Annotated in this window: 15 protein-coding genes; 10 read left to right on the top strand and 5 right to left on the bottom strand. The window is 65.1% G+C overall.

Features of this window, described 5'->3' with window-relative positions:
* Positions 1 to 54 precede the first annotated feature (54 nt).
* The 8 genes from DKK67_RS03940 to xylB all read left to right on the top strand — a co-directional run bounded on the left by DKK67_RS03940 (position 55) and on the right by xylB (position 8,272).
* Positions 55 to 945, top strand: coding sequence for a carbohydrate ABC transporter permease (locus DKK67_RS03940; RefSeq protein WP_111494596.1), 891 nt, complete (start codon positions 55 to 57; stop codon positions 943 to 945).
* A gap of 10 nt (positions 946 to 955) precedes the next feature.
* Positions 956 to 1,774, top strand: coding sequence for a carbohydrate ABC transporter permease (locus DKK67_RS03935; protein WP_111494594.1), 819 nt, complete (start codon positions 956 to 958; stop codon positions 1,772 to 1,774).
* Between the two features lie 52 nt (positions 1,775 to 1,826).
* Positions 1,827 to 2,972: an ABC transporter ATP-binding protein gene (locus DKK67_RS03930; RefSeq protein WP_111494592.1), complete on the top strand. Its 1,146-nt coding sequence runs from the start codon at positions 1,827 to 1,829 to the stop codon at positions 2,970 to 2,972.
* A gap of 11 nt (positions 2,973 to 2,983) precedes the next feature.
* Positions 2,984 to 3,688, top strand: a complete 705-nt coding sequence (locus DKK67_RS03925; RefSeq protein ID WP_111494590.1) for an HAD family hydrolase — start codon at positions 2,984 to 2,986, stop codon at positions 3,686 to 3,688.
* Positions 3,685 to 4,473 (top strand): L-iditol 2-dehydrogenase, encoded by a 789-nt coding sequence (locus tag DKK67_RS03920; protein ID WP_111494588.1) that lies wholly within the window; start codon positions 3,685 to 3,687, stop codon positions 4,471 to 4,473. Before DKK67_RS03925 ends, DKK67_RS03920 begins: the two co-directional genes overlap by 4 nt.
* Before the next feature lie 53 nt (positions 4,474 to 4,526).
* Positions 4,527 to 5,174, top strand: a complete 648-nt coding sequence (locus tag DKK67_RS03915; RefSeq protein WP_111494586.1) for a nucleoside/nucleotide kinase family protein — start codon at positions 4,527 to 4,529, stop codon at positions 5,172 to 5,174.
* A 34-nt stretch (positions 5,175 to 5,208) separates the two neighbouring features.
* Complete coding sequence (locus DKK67_RS03910) at positions 5,209 to 6,690, top strand: mannitol dehydrogenase family protein (protein ID WP_111494584.1); 1,482 nt, start codon at positions 5,209 to 5,211, stop codon at positions 6,688 to 6,690.
* Positions 6,691 to 6,775: 85 nt separating this feature from the next.
* Positions 6,776 to 8,272, top strand: a complete 1,497-nt coding sequence (xylB, locus tag DKK67_RS03905) for a xylulokinase (protein ID WP_111494582.1) — start codon at positions 6,776 to 6,778, stop codon at positions 8,270 to 8,272.
* A gap of 96 nt (positions 8,273 to 8,368) precedes the next feature.
* On the opposite strand, the gene DKK67_RS03900 is transcribed toward xylB, so the two are convergent.
* From DKK67_RS03900 to DKK67_RS03890, 3 genes are all read right to left on the bottom strand, one after another.
* Positions 8,369 to 9,073: an aspartate/glutamate racemase family protein gene (locus DKK67_RS03900; RefSeq protein ID WP_111494580.1), complete on the bottom strand. Its 705-nt coding sequence runs from the start codon at positions 9,071 to 9,073 to the stop codon at positions 8,369 to 8,371.
* A 36-nt stretch (positions 9,074 to 9,109) separates the two neighbouring features.
* Entirely contained in the window at positions 9,110 to 13,621 is a 4,512-nt protein-coding gene (locus tag DKK67_RS03895; protein WP_162628732.1) for a CHASE domain-containing protein, read from the bottom strand.
* Positions 13,622 to 13,750: 129 nt separating this feature from the next.
* Positions 13,751 to 14,662, bottom strand: a complete 912-nt coding sequence (locus DKK67_RS03890) for a diguanylate cyclase domain-containing protein (RefSeq protein WP_111494576.1) — start codon at positions 14,660 to 14,662, stop codon at positions 13,751 to 13,753.
* A gap of 216 nt (positions 14,663 to 14,878) precedes the next feature.
* Here DKK67_RS03890 and DKK67_RS03885 point away from each other — a divergent pair, with 216 nt between their 5' ends.
* On the top strand, positions 14,879 to 15,589 hold the full coding sequence (locus tag DKK67_RS03885; protein WP_111494574.1) for an SIMPL domain-containing protein: 711 nt from the start codon (positions 14,879 to 14,881) through the stop codon (positions 15,587 to 15,589).
* Between the two features lie 55 nt (positions 15,590 to 15,644).
* On the opposite strand, the gene DKK67_RS03880 is transcribed toward DKK67_RS03885, so the two are convergent.
* Entirely contained in the window at positions 15,645 to 16,433 is a 789-nt protein-coding gene (locus DKK67_RS03880) for a substrate-binding periplasmic protein (protein WP_111494572.1), read from the bottom strand.
* A gap of 207 nt (positions 16,434 to 16,640) precedes the next feature.
* A complete protein-coding gene (locus tag DKK67_RS03875; RefSeq protein ID WP_111494570.1) occupies positions 16,641 to 17,333 on the bottom strand; it encodes a Crp/Fnr family transcriptional regulator in 693 nt (230 codons plus the stop codon).
* A gap of 155 nt (positions 17,334 to 17,488) precedes the next feature.
* On the opposite strand from DKK67_RS03875, the gene DKK67_RS03870 reads away from it, so the two are divergent.
* Positions 17,489 to 18,259: a class II aldolase/adducin family protein gene (locus tag DKK67_RS03870; protein WP_111494568.1), complete on the top strand. Its 771-nt coding sequence runs from the start codon at positions 17,489 to 17,491 to the stop codon at positions 18,257 to 18,259.
* The last annotated feature ends 1 nt before the right edge of the window (position 18,260 follow it).

Raw genomic sequence — 18,260 nt, 5'->3', positions numbered from 1 at the left:
ACCCTGAACTCCCGGGCCGGGCTTCCCGGCCCCAGCAACGAGCCGGATACCACCATGAACAAACCCCGAGCTGCCGGACGCACGGTCGGCGGGCTGCGGCCATTGGCGCTGCAAGGGCCCGCGGTCACCCTGCTGTTCCTGTGGATGATCGTACCGCTGGCGATGACCGTCTGGTTCTCGTTCCAGCGCTACAACCTGCTGATGCCCGGCATGACCGGCTTCGCCGGGCTGGAGAACTACGAATACCTGTTCACCGACCCGGCCCTGTGGACGGCCATGCTCAACACCCTGCTGCTGGTCGGCTGGGTGCTGGTCATCACCGTGGTCGGCGGAACGCTGCTGGCGGTGCTGTTCCAGCAGGAATTCTTTGGTCGCGGCATCGCCCGGGTGCTGGTGATCTCGCCCTTCTTCGTCATGCCCACGGTCAGCGCGCTGGTGTGGAAGAACCTGATGATGCACCCGGCCAACGGCGTGCTGGCCTGGCTGGCGGGTGTGTTCGGCGCCGAGCCGGTGGACTGGTTCTCGTCCCTGCCGATGACCTCGATCGTGATCATCGTGGCCTGGCAGTGGCTGCCGTTCGCCCTGCTGATCCTGCTCACCGCCATGCAGTCGCTGGACGACGATCAGGTGGAAGCCGCCCGTATGGACGGCGCCGGGCCGGTGGCGATCTTTTTCTTCATCACGCTGCCGCACCTCAAGCGCGCCATCAGCGTGGTGATCATGATCGAGATGATTTTCCTGCTCACCGTGTTCGCGGAGATCTTCGTCACCACCTCCGGCGGACCGGGCCTGGCCACCACCAACCTGGCCTACCTGATCTACATCCGCGCCCTGCTGGATTTCGACGTAGGCATGGCCTCCGCCGGCGGCGTGGTCGCCATCATCCTGGCCAACATCGTTGCCATCTTCCTGGTGCGGATGGTGGCCAAGAACCTGGACGAGTGAGGCGCGCATCATGACCAATCCAACCGTAAAACGCTTCGCCATCGGCCTGCTGGCCTGGGTCATCGCCTTCGTGATCTTCTTCCCGATCTTCTGGATGGTGCTGACCGGCTTCAAGACGGAAACCGAGGCGGTGGCCGATCCCTCGCTGATTTTCTCACCGACGCTGGACAGCTACGCCGAGGTGCAACAGCGGGCGGACTACTTCAAATTCGCCTGGAACAGTGTGGTCGTCGCCTTCGGCTCCACCCTGCTGGCGCTGATCATCGCGATCCCGTCGGCCTATTCGATGTCGTTCCTGCCTACCAAGCGCACCAAGGGCACGCTGCTGTGGATGCTATCCACCAAGATGCTGCCACCGGTGGGCGTGCTGGTACCCATCTACCTGCTGTTCCGGGACACCGGGCTGCTGGACACCAAGCTGGGGCTGACCATCGTCTATACCCTGATGAACCTGCCGATCGTGGTGTGGATGCTCTACACCTTCTTCAAGGATCTGCCCAAGGACATCCTCGAAGCCGGTCGCATGGACGGCGCCTCCACCTTCCAGGAGGTGTGGCACCTGCTGCTGCCGCTGACCGTGCCGGGCATCGCCTCCACCGGTCTGCTGTCGGTCATCCTGAGCTGGAACGAGGCCTTCTGGAGTCTCAACCTGACCTCGTCCCAGGCGGCACCGCTGACCGCCTACATCGCCTCGTTCTCCAGTCCCGAGGGGCTGTTCTGGGCCAAGCTCTCCGCCGCGTCCACCATGGCCATCGCGCCAATCCTGGTGTTCGGCTGGCTGACCCAGAAACAGATGGTCCGCGGCCTGACATTCGGCGCGGTCAAATAGGCGGCTTCCGGCGCCCGTTTTCAAGAGCCGTTCTGCACAAAAAGGTTTCAACATGGCAACGCTTCAACTGAAAAACGTGATCAAGGAATTCGGCGAAACCCACGTCATCAAGGGCGTGGACCTGGAGGTAAAGGACAGGGAATTCGTCGTTTTTGTCGGACCGTCCGGCTGCGGAAAATCCACCCTGCTGCGTATGATCGCCGGGCTGGAGAGCACCAGCGACGGCGACATCCTCATCGACGGCCAGCGCATGAACGAGGTGGGCCCGGCCGAGCGCGGCCTGGCCATGGTATTCCAGAGCTACGCCCTCTACCCGCACATGACGGTGGAGGACAACATGGGCTTCAGCCTGCGCCTGGCGGGCATTCCCAAGACTGAGCGCAAGCAGAAGGTGCTGGACGCCGCCCGCATCCTGCAACTGGAGAACCTGCTGGAACGCAAGCCGCGCGCCCTGTCCGGCGGCCAGCGCCAGCGGGTGGCCATTGGCCGCGCCATCGTGCGCAACCCCAGCATCTTCCTGTTCGATGAGCCGCTCTCGAACCTGGACGCCGCCCTGCGGGTGCAGATGCGGGTGGAACTCGCCCGCCTGCACGAAGAGCTGGACGCCACCATGATCTACGTCACCCACGACCAGATCGAGGCCATGACCATGGCCGACAAGATCGTGGTGCTGCAGGGCGGGATCGTGGAGCAGATCGGCTCCCCGATGGCGCTCTACCACCACCCCCGCAACCGGTTTGTAGCCGGGTTCATCGGCTCGCCCACCATGAATTTCATGGCCGTCACCTATCGCGACAGCAACGCCGAGGGAGTCAACGTGGAACTGCCCGGCGGCGCCAGCTGCCGGATTCCGGTGGACGGCAGCGACCTGGCCGACGGCGCGTCGCTGGAGTTGGGCATCCGCCCGGAACACCTGAGCCTGGCGGACGACGGCCCCCTGAGCGGACGCATCCAGGTGATCGAACGGCTGGGTGGAGCCACCTCCCTGTACGTCCAGATGGAACAGGGCATTGTCACCGTGGTGGCCGACGGCGACATCGAACACAAGGTGGGCGACGTCGTCCGTTTCGGCTTCCAGCCCTTCCGCGGCCATTTGTTCCGCGACGACGGCCTGGCCCTGACCAGCCTGGAGCAGCACCCACTGACCGCCATTGATCGCCAGGCCAATCGGGCGCCTTCCGATTCCGGCAACCCATAAGCGAGACGCCCATGGAAACCCTGATTTTTGACTGCGACGGCGTGCTGGTGGACAGCGAGGTGATCGCCGAAGCCACCCTGGTGGATATGCTGCGGGACTGGCTGCCGGACCTGGCACCCGACACGGTGCTGCGCAACGCCCTGGGCATGACCACCGGCAACATCCTGCGCCACCTGGAGCAGCTTAGCGTCCACACCCTGCCGGACGATGCCCTGCCGCGCATCGATGCGGCCATCGAGGGTCGGTTGGGCCAGTCGCTGCAGCCGATCCATGGCGTGGCCGATGTGGTGTCGCGGCTGGACCTGCCGCTGGCGATCGTCTCCAACTCCACCCGTTTCCGGGTCCGCAACTCCCTGCGCACCACCGGCCTGGACGCCTGGCTGGGACAGGCGCCGCTGTTCACCGCCGAGCAGGTGCCGCTGCCAAAACCGGACCCGGCGGTCTATCTGCTGGCCGCCCGCGAACTGGGGATTGCGCCGGAGGACTGCCTGGTGGTGGAGGACAGCGTCTCCGGCGTCACCGCCGCCAGCGGCGCCGGCATGACCGTGATCGGCTTCACCGGTGCCAGCCACATCGAGGACGGCCACCACGAACACCTGGAAAGCGCCGGCGCCTGGCGCACCCTGCCGGCCATGGCCGGCCTGCCCCAACTGTTGGCGGAATGGCGCCGGCAACGGGGCGACAACGGCCCGGCACCGGAGGAGCAACGCCCATGAAACTGCAGGACAAGGTGGCCGTCATCACCGGCGGCGCACGCGGTATTGGCCGGGCCATCGTCGAACGCTACCTCGACGAAGGCGCCCGCGTGGTCGTGGCGGACATCGACCGCCAGGCCATCGACGACACCCTGGCCGACCTCAAACGCGAACGGGGCGACGCGGTACTCCTGATGGGCCAGACCCTGAATGTCTGCGACCGAACCTCCATCGACAGCATGATCAAGGCCGTCACCGACCGCTGGGGCGGCATCGACATCCTCGTCAACAACGCCGCGGTGTTCGACATGGCGCCCGTGCTGGAGGTGACCGAGGACAGCTACGACCGCCAGTTCAGCGTCAACGTAAAGGGCCTGTTCTTCACCCTGCAGGCGGTGGCCCGGGCCATGGTCGAGCGGGGCAAAGGCGGCAAGATCGTCAACATGGCAAGCCAGGCCGGCCGCCGCGGCGAGCCGCTGGTGAGCCTGTACTGCGCCTCCAAGGCGGCGGTGATCAGCCTCACCCAGTCCTGCGGGCTGGACCTGATCCAGTACGGCATCAACGTCAACGGCATCGCCCCCGGCGTGGTGGACACGCCCATGTGGGATGAAGTGGACGCCCTGTTCGCCCGATACGAGAACCGCCCCCTGGGCGAGAAGAAACGCCTGGTGGGCGAAGCGGTGCCCTACGGGCGGATGGGCCGGCCCGAGGATCATGCCGGCGCGGCGGTATTCCTCGCCAGCGCCGACAGCGACTATGTTGTATCCCAGACACTGAATGTGGATGGCGGCAACTGGATGAGCTGAGGCAGCGCGGATGCGGGCCCAGCCGGCCCCATCCCCCTGCCGGAGACCGAACGATGACACCCAGTATCGCCGAAATCGCCCAGACCATCCGCGCCGCCTGCGTGGAGAAAGGCCGGTTGATCGTCGCCCTGGCCGGACCGCCGGCGGCGGGCAAATCCCTGCTGTCGGAACGGCTGGCGGAAACGCTCAACGCCCAGGAAGCCGACTGCGCAGTGGTGGTACCGATGGACGGCTACCACTTCGACAACGCGGTGCTGGCGCCGCGCGGGCAACTGGCCATCAAGGGCGCTCCGGAAACCTTCGACCCGGACAGCCTGCATCACGACCTGGCGCGTATCCGGCAGGCCCGGGCGCCCGTCGCAGTGCCGGTATTCGACCGGCCGCTGGACCTGGCACGGGCCGGCGCCCGCATCGTCACACCGGAGCACCGGGTGGTGATCGTGGAGGGCAACTATCTGCTGCTGGACCAGCCCGCCTGGCGCCCTCTGCACGCTTTGTTCGACCTGACCCTGTTCCTGGACGTGCCGGACGGGGAACTGGTCACCCGGCTGATCGAACGCTGGCTGGAAATGGGTCAGGACGAAGCAGGCGCCCTCGACCGCACTCACAACAAGGACATGCTCAACGCGGCGCTGATCAAGCGTGAGTCCATTGAACCGGACATCCGCTGGTCCAACACGGACACCCGCGTCGCCACCTGAGCCCCGACTAACGCCGCTATCCATGGAGGCAACGATGACCCGACTGTCCCAAAGCACACTCAACGAACTGGCCGCCGGCGTCGCCGTCCCCGGGTACGACCGCAGCGCCGTCTCGGCGGGGATCGTCCACTTCGGGGTGGGCGGCTTTCACCGCGCCCATCAGGCCATGTACCTGGACAGTCTGATGAACCAGGGCCAGGCGCTGGACTGGGGCATCGTCGGCGTCGGCGTGATGCCCGGCGACCGGCGCATGCAGGACGCCCTGGCCACCCAGGACCACCTCTACACCCTGGTGGTCAAGCATCCGGACGGCCATTACGACGCCCGCGTGATCGGCAGCATGCTGGACTACCTGTTTGCCCCGGACGATCCCGACGCGGTGATCGAACGCATGGTGGACCCGGCCATTCGGATTGTCTCGCTGACCGTCACCGAGGGCGGCTACAACGTGCATCCGGTGTCCGGCGACTTCAACCGCAGCCATCCCGACATCCTGCACGACCTGGACAACCCGGCCCGCCCGAAAACCGCGTTCGGCTTGATCACCGAAGCCCTGCGCCGGCGCCGGGAGCGCCAGTTGCCGCCGTTCACCGTCATGTCCTGCGATAACATCCAGGGCAACGGCGAAGTGGCCCACCGCATGTTCACCGCCTACGCCCGCCTGCGCGACCCGGAGCTGGCGGACTGGATCGAGCAGACGGTGCCCTTCCCCAATTCCATGGTGGACCGCATCACCCCGGTCACCACCGACGCCGATATCGCCGAGCTGCGCGACCGCTTCGACCTGGAGGACCACTGGCCGGTGGTGTGCGAACCCTTTACCCAGTGGGTGCTGGAAGACCGCTTTGTCGACGGCCGCCCACCGCTGGAAGAGGCCGGCGTGCAGGTGGTGGCCGACGTCGAGCCCTACGAGCTGATGAAGCTGCGTCTGCTCAACGCCAGCCACCAGGCGCTGTGTTATTTCGGCTACCTGGCGGGCTACCGTTACGCCCACGAGGTGTGTCAGGACCCGCTGTTCGTCGACTTCCTGATGGCCTACATGGAACAGGAAGGCAGCCCCACCCTGGCGGATGTGCCCGGCGTGGATCTGGCGCAGTACCGCCGCACGCTGATCGAACGCTTCGCCAACCCGGAGATCAAGGACACCCTGGCCAGACTCTGCGCGGAAAGCTCCGACCGCATTCCCAAATGGCTGCTGCCGGTGATCCGCCACCAGCTGGAATCCGGCGGCGACATGCACCGGGCGGCCGCCGTGGTGGCCAGCTGGGCGCGCTACGCCGAGGGCACCGACGAATCGGGCCAGCCCATCGACGTCGTTGACCCGCTCAAGGCCAGCCTGATGGCCATCGCCGCCGACAACCGCAAACACCCCACGGCGTTCATCGAGAACCGGGAACTGTTCGGCGACCTGGCCGGCGAGCCACGCTTCCGCGACGCCTACCTGGCCGCTCTCAACAGACTGCACAGCGACGGCGCACGATCCACGGTGGAAGCGCTGGTGCGGGGTGATCTGTGATCGCTCGACGGACACTCCCAACCGGCGCTGTGGTCTATCCTTGGAAGTCCCGATACAGTGCGGACAGCGAGGACAGGAGCATGACATGTACGTAGGCGTCGATTGCGGTACCCAGAGCACCAAAGTCGTTGTGGTGGACGTGGACAACGGCCGCATCCTGGGGGAAGCCAGCCGGCCCCATCGACTGGAGGAAGGCGAGAACGGGCGCCGCGAGCAGGCGCCCGCCGACTGGGAGCAGGCGTTCGTGGAAGCCTTCGGCGAGGCGGTCGAGCGGGCCCGGGTGAATCCGCGCTCGATCCGGGCCATCGGCATTTCCGGACAGCAGCATGGCCTGGTCGCGCTGGACGCCAGCGGCGAGCCGGTGCACCCCGCCAAACTCTGGTGCGACACCGAAACCGCGCCCCAGAACGCACGCCTGATCGAGCTGCTGGGCGGCGAAGCCGGCTGCATCGACCGGCTGGGGCTGGTGCTGCAGACCGGCTACACCGCCTCCAAACTGGCCTGGCTGCGGGAAACCCACCCCGACGCCTACCGCCGCATCGACACCCTGCTGCTGCCCCACGACTACCTGAATTTCCGCCTCACCGGCGAGCGGGTGGCCGAGGCCGGCGATGCCTCCGGTACCGGTTATTTCGATACCCGCACCCGCCAGTGGCGTCACGACGTGCTGGAAATCATTGCCCCGGAGCTGGACCCGGAGCGAGTGTTGCCGCGACTGATCGGCGCCCGGGAACCCGCCGGCACCGTGCGCCCGGAGATGGCCGCCAAGCTGGGCCTGGCCGGGGATGTGCTGGTATCCAGCGGCGGCGGCGACAACATGATGGGGGCGATCGGCACCGGCAACATCGAACCGGGGCTGGTGACCGTCAGCCTGGGCACCTCCGGCACGGTCTACGCCTATTCCCCGGAACCGGTGCACAGCGACAGCGCCATGGTGGCCAACTTCTGCGCCAGCTGCGACGGCTGGCTGCCACTGGCCTGCACCATGAACGTCACCTCGGCCACAACCCTCGTGCGCAAGCTGCTCAAACTGGACCTGGCCCACTTCAGCGACCACGTGGCGGCGGCGCCGATCGGCGCCGAAGGCGTCACCATCCTGCCCTTCTTCAACGGCGAGCGGGTGCCCATGCTGCCCCATGCCAGCGCCAGCTTCGTCGGCCTGACCAGCCTCAATACCTCGCCGGCCAATCTGTGCCGGGCTGTGGTGGAAGGCGCCACCTTCGGACTGCGTTACGGCCTGGAACATCTGGGCGGCCTGGCCCGCAACGCCAGCCAGATCCGCCTGACCGGTGGCGGCGCCCGCAGCCCAGTGTGGCGCCAGATCGTCGCCGACACCCTGGGTGCCGAGGTGGTGTGCCCGGAAATCAGCGAATCCGCGGCCCTGGGCGCCGCTATCCAGGCCGCCTGGTGCGATGCTTCAGAGCGCGGACCGGGCACGCCGCTGTCCGATCTGTGCCGACGGCTGGTCAAGCTGGACAGCGCGACTCACTGCGTCCCCGACGCCGACAACCGCCGCCGCTACGACGACATCTACCAGCGCTACCGCGAAGTGCTCCACGACCGGCACGCCGTCCCGCATTGAGGCGCTGCCTGGCCAATGCCGGTCGAAGAGATCGGTGTCGGGGAAAACAGGGATGTCCGGCCATGGGGCCGATGAGCCCGGCAAACGCTGCGGCGCTCAGACCTTAACGTCGGACAGGGCCCATTCGATGGCCCGTTCGGCGTGGATCGCGGTGGTGTCGTAGAGGCGTACGCCGGTGTCACCCTGACGCACCAGCAGCGCAATCTCGGTGCAACCGAGGATCACCGCCCGGGCGCCACGCTCGTACAGGGCCTGGATGCTGGACAGTAAGCTCAGCCGCGACGCCTCCCGAATCCGGCCCAGGCACAACTCCTCGAAGATGATTCGGTGGATCTCGTCCTGTTCATCCTCCGGCGGCACCAGCACATCCAGACCGTATTGGTCCGTCATGCGGCCCTTGTAGAAATCCTGGACCATGGTGTAGCGAGTGCCCAGCAACCCCACCCGTTCAACGTCATCCGCCATCAGCCGCTCCGCCGTGGCGTCGGCGATGTGCAGCAGGGGAATGTCGACGGCGGCTTCGATATCGGTCGCCACCCGGTGCATGGTGTTGGTGCCGATCATCAGGAAATCGGCACCGGCGGCCTGCACGCCCCGGGCCGCTTGTGACAGGAGCCGGGCGGCGCCCTCCCAGTCATCGCGGGCCTGCATGGCCTCGATCTCGGCAAAGTCGACGCTGTAGAGGACAATCCGGGCCGAATGCAGGCCGCCCAGGGCTGATTTCACCCCTTCGTTCAGGGCGCGGTAGTAACTGGCGGTGGACTCCCAGCTCATGCCGCCGAGAAGGCCGATGGTCTTCATTGCGGTTCCTCTTGGTCCGGCCATCGCCGAGCCAGGCTATTCAGGGCTCCGGATCTCTTCCAGTACCGATTTGACCCATTCGAAATCCAGTCGTTTCATGGCGGCTTCCGCTTCGGCCATGGACGACGGCGCCATCATATCGGCCAGTGCCGCGCGATGTTCCATAAACAGCGCCTGGGCTCGCAGGTTTTTCTCTTCCAGCAGCCTCAGCAATTCATCGAGCACAGCCCGATCCAGTGGCGCGGTATGGTCCTGCGGCTGTCCAGGGCCGCTGTGACGGGCCAGCCAATGTTCGGCAGCCACTACCACCCGGGCGTGTTCCTGCGCCAGCTCATCCCATTGGGACGATGTCACGTCTTCCGGTGCCGAACGCAGGTTCTGCTCCAGAGCCATAGCCAGCCCCGGGAACACAGTGGCCCCCAACGTACCGATAGAGCCTCGCAAGGTGTGCAGGATTCGGGCGGCATCGTCATTGGCTTGCTGTTGCCACAGGGTATGAGCTTCACTAAGGGGCGCTGCCCCCCGCTCCACTACGGCACCGACCACCCCACACAAGGCCTGGGCACCGGCAGGATTGGCGGCGATCAGCGCGTCCAGGCTGGAGAAATCCACGGCGGCGTCTTCGTCCGTCGCTTCATCCTCCCTGGCAGCTTCTGGCGGCGCCTCGCGGGGCGAATCCAGCCCCAGATGCTCGCCGACCACCCGGATCAGTTCCGCCTCATCCACCGGCTTGCCAATGAAGCCGTCCATGCCCGCCTCGCGGCAGACCGCCTGCTCCGACTCCAGCACCCCAGCGGACATGGCCACAATCGGCAAGGTCAAGCCAAGCTGGCCACGAATCTCGCGGGTGGCGGCAATGCCGTCCATGACCGGCATCTGCACGTCCATCAGAACCAGGTCGTAATGGGCGGCCTCGTGGCGCAAATGGTCCAGCGCGAGCTGGCCGTTGGCAGCAACGGCGACACGCGCGCCGGCGTACTCCAGAAAGCCCGCCGCCACGGTCTGGTTGAGAGGATTGTCTTCCACCAGCAGGATCCGGACGCCCTCCAGGCGCCCCTGCAGGGCATCGTCCATAGGTGGCAGCAGGCCATCCTGGCCGGCGCGAGCGGCGATGACTTCATGCAACCGGTCGTACAGGTGGGAGCCGGTGATCGGCTTGAGTATCACCGCGTCCACCAACTCAGCTTCACTGGAGGCGCTGAGCGATTCCTCGGCAAACGCATTGACCATCAGCAGGATGATGGCGTTGTTGTAGGTGGGAATGCGCCGTATCACGCGGGCCAGCTCCAGGCCGCTCATCGCCGGCATCTGCCAGTCCAGCAGGAAGACGTCGTACTGCGACAGGTTGTCCACACCGCTCTCCAGCTGCTCGGCCAGGGAGCGCGGCTGGTCCAGCGTATCCACGTTCCATTTCCAGCCACGCAGGGTCTTGTCCAGGTATTCCCGCGAGGTGTCGTTGTCGTCAACGATCAACACTTTCAGGTCTCCCAGGCCCCGGGGCAAGGTGGGGGCCTGCCCGGATCGCGCGAGTTCCAGCGGCAACTCCACCACAAACTCGCTGCCTTTGCCCTGCTCACTGCTGACCCGGATGTCGCCGCCCATCAGGTAGACCAGCTTGCGAGTGATGGTGAGCCCCAGGCCGGTGCCGCCAAAGCGCCGCGTCATCGACGAGTCGGCCTGGGTGAAGGCCTGGAACAACCGCTCCAACTGGGATTCCGACATACCAATCCCGGTGTCCCGCACCACGAACTCGACCCGGGCCTGCCGGTCCGTCCGCTCCAGCACCTGCACCAACAGGGACACTTCCCCCTGCTCGGTGAACTTGATCGCGTTGGACAGCAGGTTGATCAACACCTGGCGCACGCGCAGCTCGTCGCCCAACACCTCGCGAGGTACATCCGGTTCGATACCGATGGCCAGCTCCAGCCGCTTGCCGGCTGCATCCAGCGTCATGATGGAAGCCAGACTGGCGGCCATCTCCTCGACATTGAAGGCTTCGTGCGTGATTTCCATGCGACCGGCTTCGATCTTGGAAAAATCCAGTATGTCGTTAAGGATCGCCAGCAGCGACCGCCCGGCGCTGTGGATCATGTTGACGTAACGCTGCTGATCCGCACTGAGGCGGGTCTTGGCCAGGATCTGGGCCATTCCCAGCATGGCGTTCATGGGGGTGCGGATTTCGTGACTCATGTTGGCGACGAATTCGGTCTTGGCGCGGCTCGCCGCCTCAGCCACCGTTCGGGCGTCCTCCAGGCGGCGCTGGGCCAGCCGGTACTCGGTAATGTCCCGCAGGACGACCCCGAAATAGGCTTCCGCCGGCGTCCGCCACTGCCCCACGGAAATCTCCGCCGGGAAGGTCTCGCCGTCGCTGCGCAGGCAAGCCAGTTCCAGTTGCTCGCCGGCCAGCTCGGCGTCGTCACGCTCCAGCAGCCCGCCTATTTGCATCAACAGCCGGGGCCGCTCGGCAGGTGGGACCAGTCGCAGACAGTGACGCCCCACCACCTGCTGTTCGGATAAACCAAAGATGATCGTAGCGGCCCGGTTCCAGGACTGTACGATGCCGCGTTCGTTAACAATGAAGATGCCGGCGTTGGCGCTTTCCGCCAGGGAGGCAAACTTGCTTTCGGATTCCCGGAACGCCTCGTTCATTTCCCGGGACAGGCTCAGTGCGCGGGCGCGGGTCAGTGCCAGGGTTCGTATGAACGAAAACAGCAGCAGGCTGATCAGGATGCCGCCGGCCAGCACGATGTGCCCCTTTCCGTAATCCGTCGCCTTGAGGAACGCCGGTAGCGTGGTCACCCGCAGGGTCCATTGCCGGTTGCCCGCCGGAAGGGTGTCCAGGCTGGTCCGCTCGCCGTTGCCGGAGACGGCCTCATCCAGCCGGGCGTCCCGATACATCAGGTGCGCGGAGTCGATCTGGGTACCGTCGAAGACTTCCACCGCAACGGTGGGAAAGTCGTCGCGCAGGATGCCCTCGACGAGATCGTTCATGCGGAAGGGGCTATAGGTATAGCCGATGATGCTCTGGCGCCGCGCCTCCTGGGAGCCGGGAACTCGAAACCCATGGTAGATGGGCGCATACATAAGGAAACCGGCCTGCACGCCGACGTCGGTTTCCTGCACCAGGGTGATCCGGCGCGACACGCTGACCTCGCCGCTGTCCCGGGCCCGCACCAGGGCCCAGCGCCGGTTGTCCTCGGAAAACATGTCGTAGCCGTGGGCGCGCTGGTTGCGCCAATCCATCGGTTCCAGGAAGGTGACCGGCACGTAAACCTGGCGAGGCCCTTCCGGATGCACCCGGAACTGCTCAAATCCCTGTCGGCGCAGTCGTTCCTCGAACCGCTGCAGCGCCTGTGGACCGTTCACGTAGCGGGCAAACCCGACGCCCTGGATGCCAGGATAGCTTTCCGTCAGGCGCAGCTCACGGACATAGCGACGCCAGTCGTCGGCGGTCACCGACTCCGAGCCGTAGAACAGGCCGGCCGCTCCCCGCAGCACCTGCTGACAATCGCGTAGGCGCTCCAGAATACGCGCCTCAATGTCGGCGGTCAGGCTCGCGAACCGGGCCGAAGCGTCTTCTTCAACGCTGTCGGTAATCGATCGCCAGGCAAAGATGGTCAGGGCCAGGGCCACCATCAGGGCAATCCAGGGTTGCAGAAAATCCCGAACCCGACGATTGCGGCTGTGGCCCCGCTCGGCCAGATCCGACGACAGCAGCATGCCGGTGATGGTCCACAGCAGCATAAATCCGTCGAGGGCCACCAGTGAGGCGTGCGGCGTGCGGAAGTGAAACGGACCCAATCCATTCAACGTCCCGGCCACGGCGAGAGCCCCAATGGCGAGCGTCAACAACGAGACGCCACGCAGGCCGAAGTAGTAGGCCGCCACGCCCAGACAGGGAATGTAGAGAAACGCCGCCAGCGCCTGGAACTCGCTGCCTCCGGGAACCGGCCAGAAGACCATCAGGCTGATCGCGCTGCACGCCAGTACCAGACCAATGCCGGCGTTCCAGGCGAAAGGGCCGCTCTCGGCATCCTGGGTCCGGAACAGGGATACCGCCAGCGGTACCAGCACCAGCAGCCCCACGGTATCGCCCAGCCACCAGGTGCCCAGAGCCTCCAGGAACGACGGGCCGGACAGGAACCCCGCCATGAACAGCGAGGTCACGCCTACCACCGCGCTGATCAGGCAGGCCGCAGCGGCGATCATGATAAAACGGAACACGTGCAGGAGCCGGTCGAACGACACGCCGCCTCCGGCCAGACGTCGGATCACGTAAGCCGCGAAGAGGGCTTCCAGGGTATTGCCGGCAGCGATAGTCAACGACGTGATGATTGTCAGCTGGGGGGCACTTTCGAGGGTTGGAAAGCTGATCAGGTTGGCGATAAATGCGCCGGCGGCGATGGCCGGCCACAGGCGCATACCGCCCAGCAGCAACGCCGCCACGGCAATCCCTGTAGGCGGCCAGATAGGCGAGACGTTGGTGTTCTGGAACGCCAGTTTGAGGCTCAGATAGGCCACCAGCACGTAGACGGCCGTCAGGGCCATGCCAAGCAGCCAGCGCGCGGGGCGGGACCGGATCTCCTCTTGGCCTGTCAACAGACTGCTCAACATCCATGAACTCCGTTTCTGCGGCATGTTTCCGTACGGACCGTTTCTTCTATCGATCTAAAGCTCTTACAACTCGCGGATCCGGTAGCCGTTGCGACCGGCCCCCTTTGCCTCGTATAGCGCTTCGTCGCCCGCCCGGATGTAGTCCCGGGTCTGGATGTCCGGCGGCACGCCGGCGACCAGTCCGACGCTGACGGTCACGTGATCGGCCGCCCCCGATTTCGAGTGCGGCACCTTCAAACCGCGCACCGCGTTACAGATCCGCTCTCCGACAATGGCCATGTCGCCAGCCGGCAGATGCGGCAGCACCAACGCGAATTCCTCGCCGCCGTAGCGCGCGGCGAATTCACCCGGGCGCCGGACGGCCCGCTCCAGGGCCTGGGCCACCGAATGCAGGCAGTCATCGCCGGCCAAATGGCCATAGTGGTCATTGAAGAGCTTGAAGTGGTCGACATCGATAAGCGCCAGTCCCAAGGATAGCCCCTGTCGCTGGTGTCGGCGAATCTCGGTGTCGAACTGCTGGTCGAAGTAACGGCGGTTGAAAACGCCGGTCAGGCCGTCGTGGTTGAGCATCATGCGCAGGGCATCGGCCTGCCGTTTAAGCACAAGCTGGTTGCGCACCCGGGCGCTGACGACAACAGGCTTGAAAGGTTTGCTGATGAAGTCCCGGGCACCCAGTTCGAACGCCTTGACCTCGTCACCGGCATGATTCTGGGCGGTGACGAAAACAATCGGGCAGTCCCGGGTAAGCGGGTTGCCAGTCAGGATCTGGCAGGTGTCGTAACCGCTCTGTCCCGGCATCTGCTGGTCCAGCAGGATCACATCGGGCTGGTGCTTTTCCGCCAGGGTCACGCCTTCGCTACCGGAGGTGGCAAACAGGATCTCCGCCTGGTCGCTGAGAATGCTGCTGAGCAGTTGGATGGTATCCGGGTCGTCATCGACGATCAGGATTCTGCTTCGTTCTGGTTCGACAGACATGCGCTGGACAACTCCCCTCTGACGCAGCCGGTTAACGGTACCCTGGAGGGACCGCACACGCATGACCGGATTCAATTGCATGCTCCAGACGGTTATAGCAGTCTAGGCCTTGCGACTCCACCCCGGCGTCGCCGCAAGGAGTCGAAAAAACGGCTGCCACTCAGTTGGTTAGCCTGACAGCCGGGCTAACCGGCTACGCTACAGGGAGCCATCCAGTTGAAGCTGACATCCAGTATCGTGATCGGCGTGGCGCTGATCATTGCCGCGGCCATCGGGGCCGACGGCCTGCGGGAAATGCACACCGGCGACCGTTTTGTCACGGTCAAGGGCGTGGCTGAGAAGGAAGTCGAAGCCGACCTGGCGCTCTGGCCGATCCGCTTCATCGCCACCGGCGACACCCTTGCCGATGCCCAGCAACAGGCCCGCCAGAGCCGCGAGACCATCGTCGCCTTCCTCAAGCTCCAGGCCATCGATGCCGAAGCCGTGGAACTGCAGCGGCTGGACGTCACCGACACCCAGGCCAACCCCTACCAGAACAACAGCAGCGGCAAACGCTTCATCATCAACCAGACGTTGATGGTGCGCACAACCGACATCGACAAGGTGCGCCAGGCCGGCCAGGCGGTGAGCGACCTGGTGGATTCGGGCGTGGTGCTCTCCAGCGATTACGGGCCCGCCGGCCCCACCTACCTGTTCAACGATCTCAACACCATCAAACCGGCGATGATCGCCGAAGCCACCGCCTCGGCGCGGGAAGCCGCCCAGCAGTTCGCCCGGGACGCCGGGACCGAACTGGGCGACCTGCGTCGCGCCAATCAGGGCGTGTTCCAGATCCTGCCCCGGGACCAGGCGCCCGGCATTACCGAGGAGCAGCAGCCGGCAAAGGTCGTCCGCGTCGTATCGACGGTTGAGTACTATCTCGATTGACCCCGTCTCGACTGCCCCCCATCTCGGCGGACGCCTGAAGCGCCCGCCAGGAGCATTACCGGTAGCGCTTCTCGATGGCATCGATGGTGCCATCATCGCGGGCTTTGTCGAGCGCCGCCTGCAGTTCAGCCACTACGGCCGGGTCGGTCTGGTTGCTGACCGCCAGGTACATGGGGGTCTCACGGAACACCAGAACCGGCCGCAGTCCGGTAATGTCTGCCTGTTCCTCGGCGATCAACGGCCCCACCAACCCGTCGGTGACCCACAGGTCGACCTGCCCCAGCGCCAGACGCTGGGGATTCTGGTTGCTGTTGCGCGAGGTCAGCACATCCATGCCCTGCTCGATCAGGTAATCGGACATGACGTCGCCCTTGTAGCCAGCAATTCGGTACTGTCGGGCGTCGTCCAGCGAATCCAGCTCGATGTCGGAATCCGGTGCGGCGAACAGCGTCCAGCGAATCGAGGCGAGCGGGCCCACCCACTGGAAGTCGTCCTCACGCTCGTCGGTGCGGGCGGTGCAGAACAGACCGTGGTTGGCGTGCTCCTGGACCCACTTATAGGCGAAGCTCCAGTCGCGCATCTTCATTTCATAGTCGATATCGGTGTTGGCCATCATGGCCTTGACCATATCGGTGCAGATACCGGTGATGTCATCTTCGTTGTGGGCGAAGCTCTGGCCGGTGGTGGAGGCGTTATAGGGCGGGTAGTTCTCGGTAAAGATCCGGAAGGGGCCTTCCGCGTGGGCGGCGGAAGCGATGAACAGGGTCAACAGCAGCCCCGACAGCGCCAGCAGCAGGCGGCCGGAGATGGATCCGGACGTGCCGGAACCGGATGGTTGGTGCATTGCGAAGAGTCCTCTATCCGCGAAGGATGATGTTATTAGCGGTCGTTGACGACCTTTTGGGGTCGACAGAAAACGGCCGGCCGAACGAGCTCCACCATGAGCGAAATGGCCAATCCATCTGGTCGTTTTTGTCAGTGTCAAATCTTCACTGTTTTGCATTGCGAATGAAAGCGGCAGGCTGTTTCGCTTGGTTACAGCCCGGAACCCTCATCCCAGGCCGGTCAGATAACGCTCCAGAGCCAGGGGGTTGGTCACGGTGACCCGCCCATAGCGGAACTCGATCAGTCCCTCGCCGGCAAAGTCCTTGAGCACCTTGTGCACCCCCTGGCGGGTCATGCCCATCATGCTGGCCAGGTGTTCCCGGGTCAGGCGGAAACTGACCGCATCGGAGCGGATGCGGTTGCCATCGTGCATCTGCGCCAGGAACAGCAACCGCCGACCGACGCGGGCGGGCATTCCGCGCAGGGCGTCGTCCTCGATCAGCGACATGGTGGCCCACAGACGCTGGCTGAGCAGGTCGAGCACCACTGGGTAGCTTTGCGGGTAACGCCGCATCAGATCGTGAAAACGCTCGCCGTCCAGATCCACAATCACCGCCGACTCGTGGGCGCGCGCACCGTAAACCCGGGGCGTGTTGGGGGAAAACACGGTGTCGCCGAACCAGCTGCCGTGATCGAAGATCATCAACACCGCTTCACGGCCCTCGGCGTTGACCGAACAGATGCGCACGCTGCCTTCGGCGATCACGCAGAGGCCCGACTGCAGGGAGCCTTTTTCGTAGATCTGCTCGTCCGTTCGGAACGAACGGACCCGGGCATGACGGGCCGCCTCCTCGATGGCGTGGTCGGGGAAGCCGGAGAAAATCGGGCACTGGCGGATGGCGTGGCGGATATCGGTCATCCGCCCAGTGTAAACCAAGCTCACGCCTGAGATGGACTGAAAACACCGCAACCCGGTGCCGCCGAATGTAAACCGATTGACAGAATTGGCCGCCGGCAACGACCTACACTCGCAGGACAGACTCAGAACAAGTCCAACAACGAGAGAGGTCCATTATGTCCGCATCACTGGCATTCCAATCCAAGCAGGACAAGGTCAGCGCCGAGGAATGGCAGCTGCGCGTCGACCTGGCCGCCGCCTACCGGCTGGTTGCCCTGTACGGCTGGGACGACCTGATTTTCACCCACATTTCCGCCCGCATTCCCGGAGACGAGCACCACTTCCTGATTAACCCCTACGGCCTGATGTTCGAGGAAATCACCGCCTCCAGCCTGGTCCGGGTGGACCAGGAGGCCAACAAGCTCGATCCCGACGATCACGACATCAACCCTGCCGGTTTCACCATCCACAGCGCCATCCACGCCGTACGCGAGGACGCCGCCTGCGTCATGCACACCCACACCTCCGCCGGCGTGGCCGTCTCCGCACAGACGGACGGCCTGCTGCCGCTGTCCCAGCAGAGCCTGTTCCCCCTCGCCAGCCTGGCCTATCACGACTATGAAGGCGTGGCCCTGCGCGAGGATGAGAAGGCGCGGCTGCAGGCGGACCTGGGCGCAGCCAGCTTCATGATCCTGCGCAACCACGGTCTGCTCACCGTGGGCAGCTCCATCGCCGACGCGTTCCTGGGCATGTTTATCCTGCAGCGGGCCTGCGAGATCCAGATCGGCGCCCTGGCCGGCAACCGCGAGCTGACGCCCATCCCCGGCGGCATCGTCGACACCATCAAACAGCAGGCCGCGCAAGTGACCAGGGGCATGGGCGGACAGCTGGCCTGGCCCGGGCTACTGCGCAAGCTCGACCGCATCGATCCCAGCTACCGCGACTGAG

It is taken from the genome of Marinobacter bohaiensis, assembly GCF_003258515.1.
Lineage (GTDB): Bacteria > Pseudomonadota > Gammaproteobacteria > Pseudomonadales > Oleiphilaceae > Marinobacter_A > Marinobacter_A bohaiensis.
This window is presented reverse-complemented; position numbering and strand designations above follow the sequence as displayed.

What these genes read in the sequence shown, in the direction of transcription:
- DKK67_RS03940 (WP_111494596.1), top strand. Translation starts at nt 55, where the DNA reads ATGAACAAACCCCGAGCTGCCGGACGCACGGTCGGCGGGCTGCGGCCA.
- DKK67_RS03935 (WP_111494594.1), top strand. Translation starts at nt 956, where the DNA reads ATGACCAATCCAACCGTAAAACGCTTCGCCATCGGCCTGCTGGCCTGG.
- DKK67_RS03930 (WP_111494592.1), top strand. Translation starts at nt 1,827, where the DNA reads ATGGCAACGCTTCAACTGAAAAACGTGATCAAGGAATTCGGCGAAACC.
- DKK67_RS03925 (WP_111494590.1), top strand. Translation starts at nt 2,984, where the DNA reads ATGGAAACCCTGATTTTTGACTGCGACGGCGTGCTGGTGGACAGCGAG.
- DKK67_RS03920 (WP_111494588.1), top strand. Translation starts at nt 3,685, where the DNA reads ATGAAACTGCAGGACAAGGTGGCCGTCATCACCGGCGGCGCACGCGGT.
- DKK67_RS03915 (WP_111494586.1), top strand. Translation starts at nt 4,527, where the DNA reads ATGACACCCAGTATCGCCGAAATCGCCCAGACCATCCGCGCCGCCTGC.
- DKK67_RS03910 (WP_111494584.1), top strand. Translation starts at nt 5,209, where the DNA reads ATGACCCGACTGTCCCAAAGCACACTCAACGAACTGGCCGCCGGCGTC.
- xylB (WP_111494582.1), top strand. Translation starts at nt 6,776, where the DNA reads ATGTACGTAGGCGTCGATTGCGGTACCCAGAGCACCAAAGTCGTTGTG.
- DKK67_RS03900 (WP_111494580.1), bottom strand. Translation starts at nt 9,073, where the DNA reads ATGAAGACCATCGGCCTTCTCGGCGGCATGAGCTGGGAGTCCACCGCC.
- DKK67_RS03895 (WP_162628732.1), bottom strand. Translation starts at nt 13,621, where the DNA reads ATGGCCCTGACGGCCGTCTACGTGCTGGTGGCCTATCTGAGCCTCAAA.
- DKK67_RS03890 (WP_111494576.1), bottom strand. Translation starts at nt 14,662, where the DNA reads ATGTCTGTCGAACCAGAACGAAGCAGAATCCTGATCGTCGATGACGAC.
- DKK67_RS03880 (WP_111494572.1), bottom strand. Translation starts at nt 16,433, where the DNA reads ATGCACCAACCATCCGGTTCCGGCACGTCCGGATCCATCTCCGGCCGC.
- DKK67_RS03875 (WP_111494570.1), bottom strand. Translation starts at nt 17,333, where the DNA reads ATGACCGATATCCGCCACGCCATCCGCCAGTGCCCGATTTTCTCCGGC.
- DKK67_RS03870 (WP_111494568.1), top strand. Translation starts at nt 17,489, where the DNA reads ATGTCCGCATCACTGGCATTCCAATCCAAGCAGGACAAGGTCAGCGCC.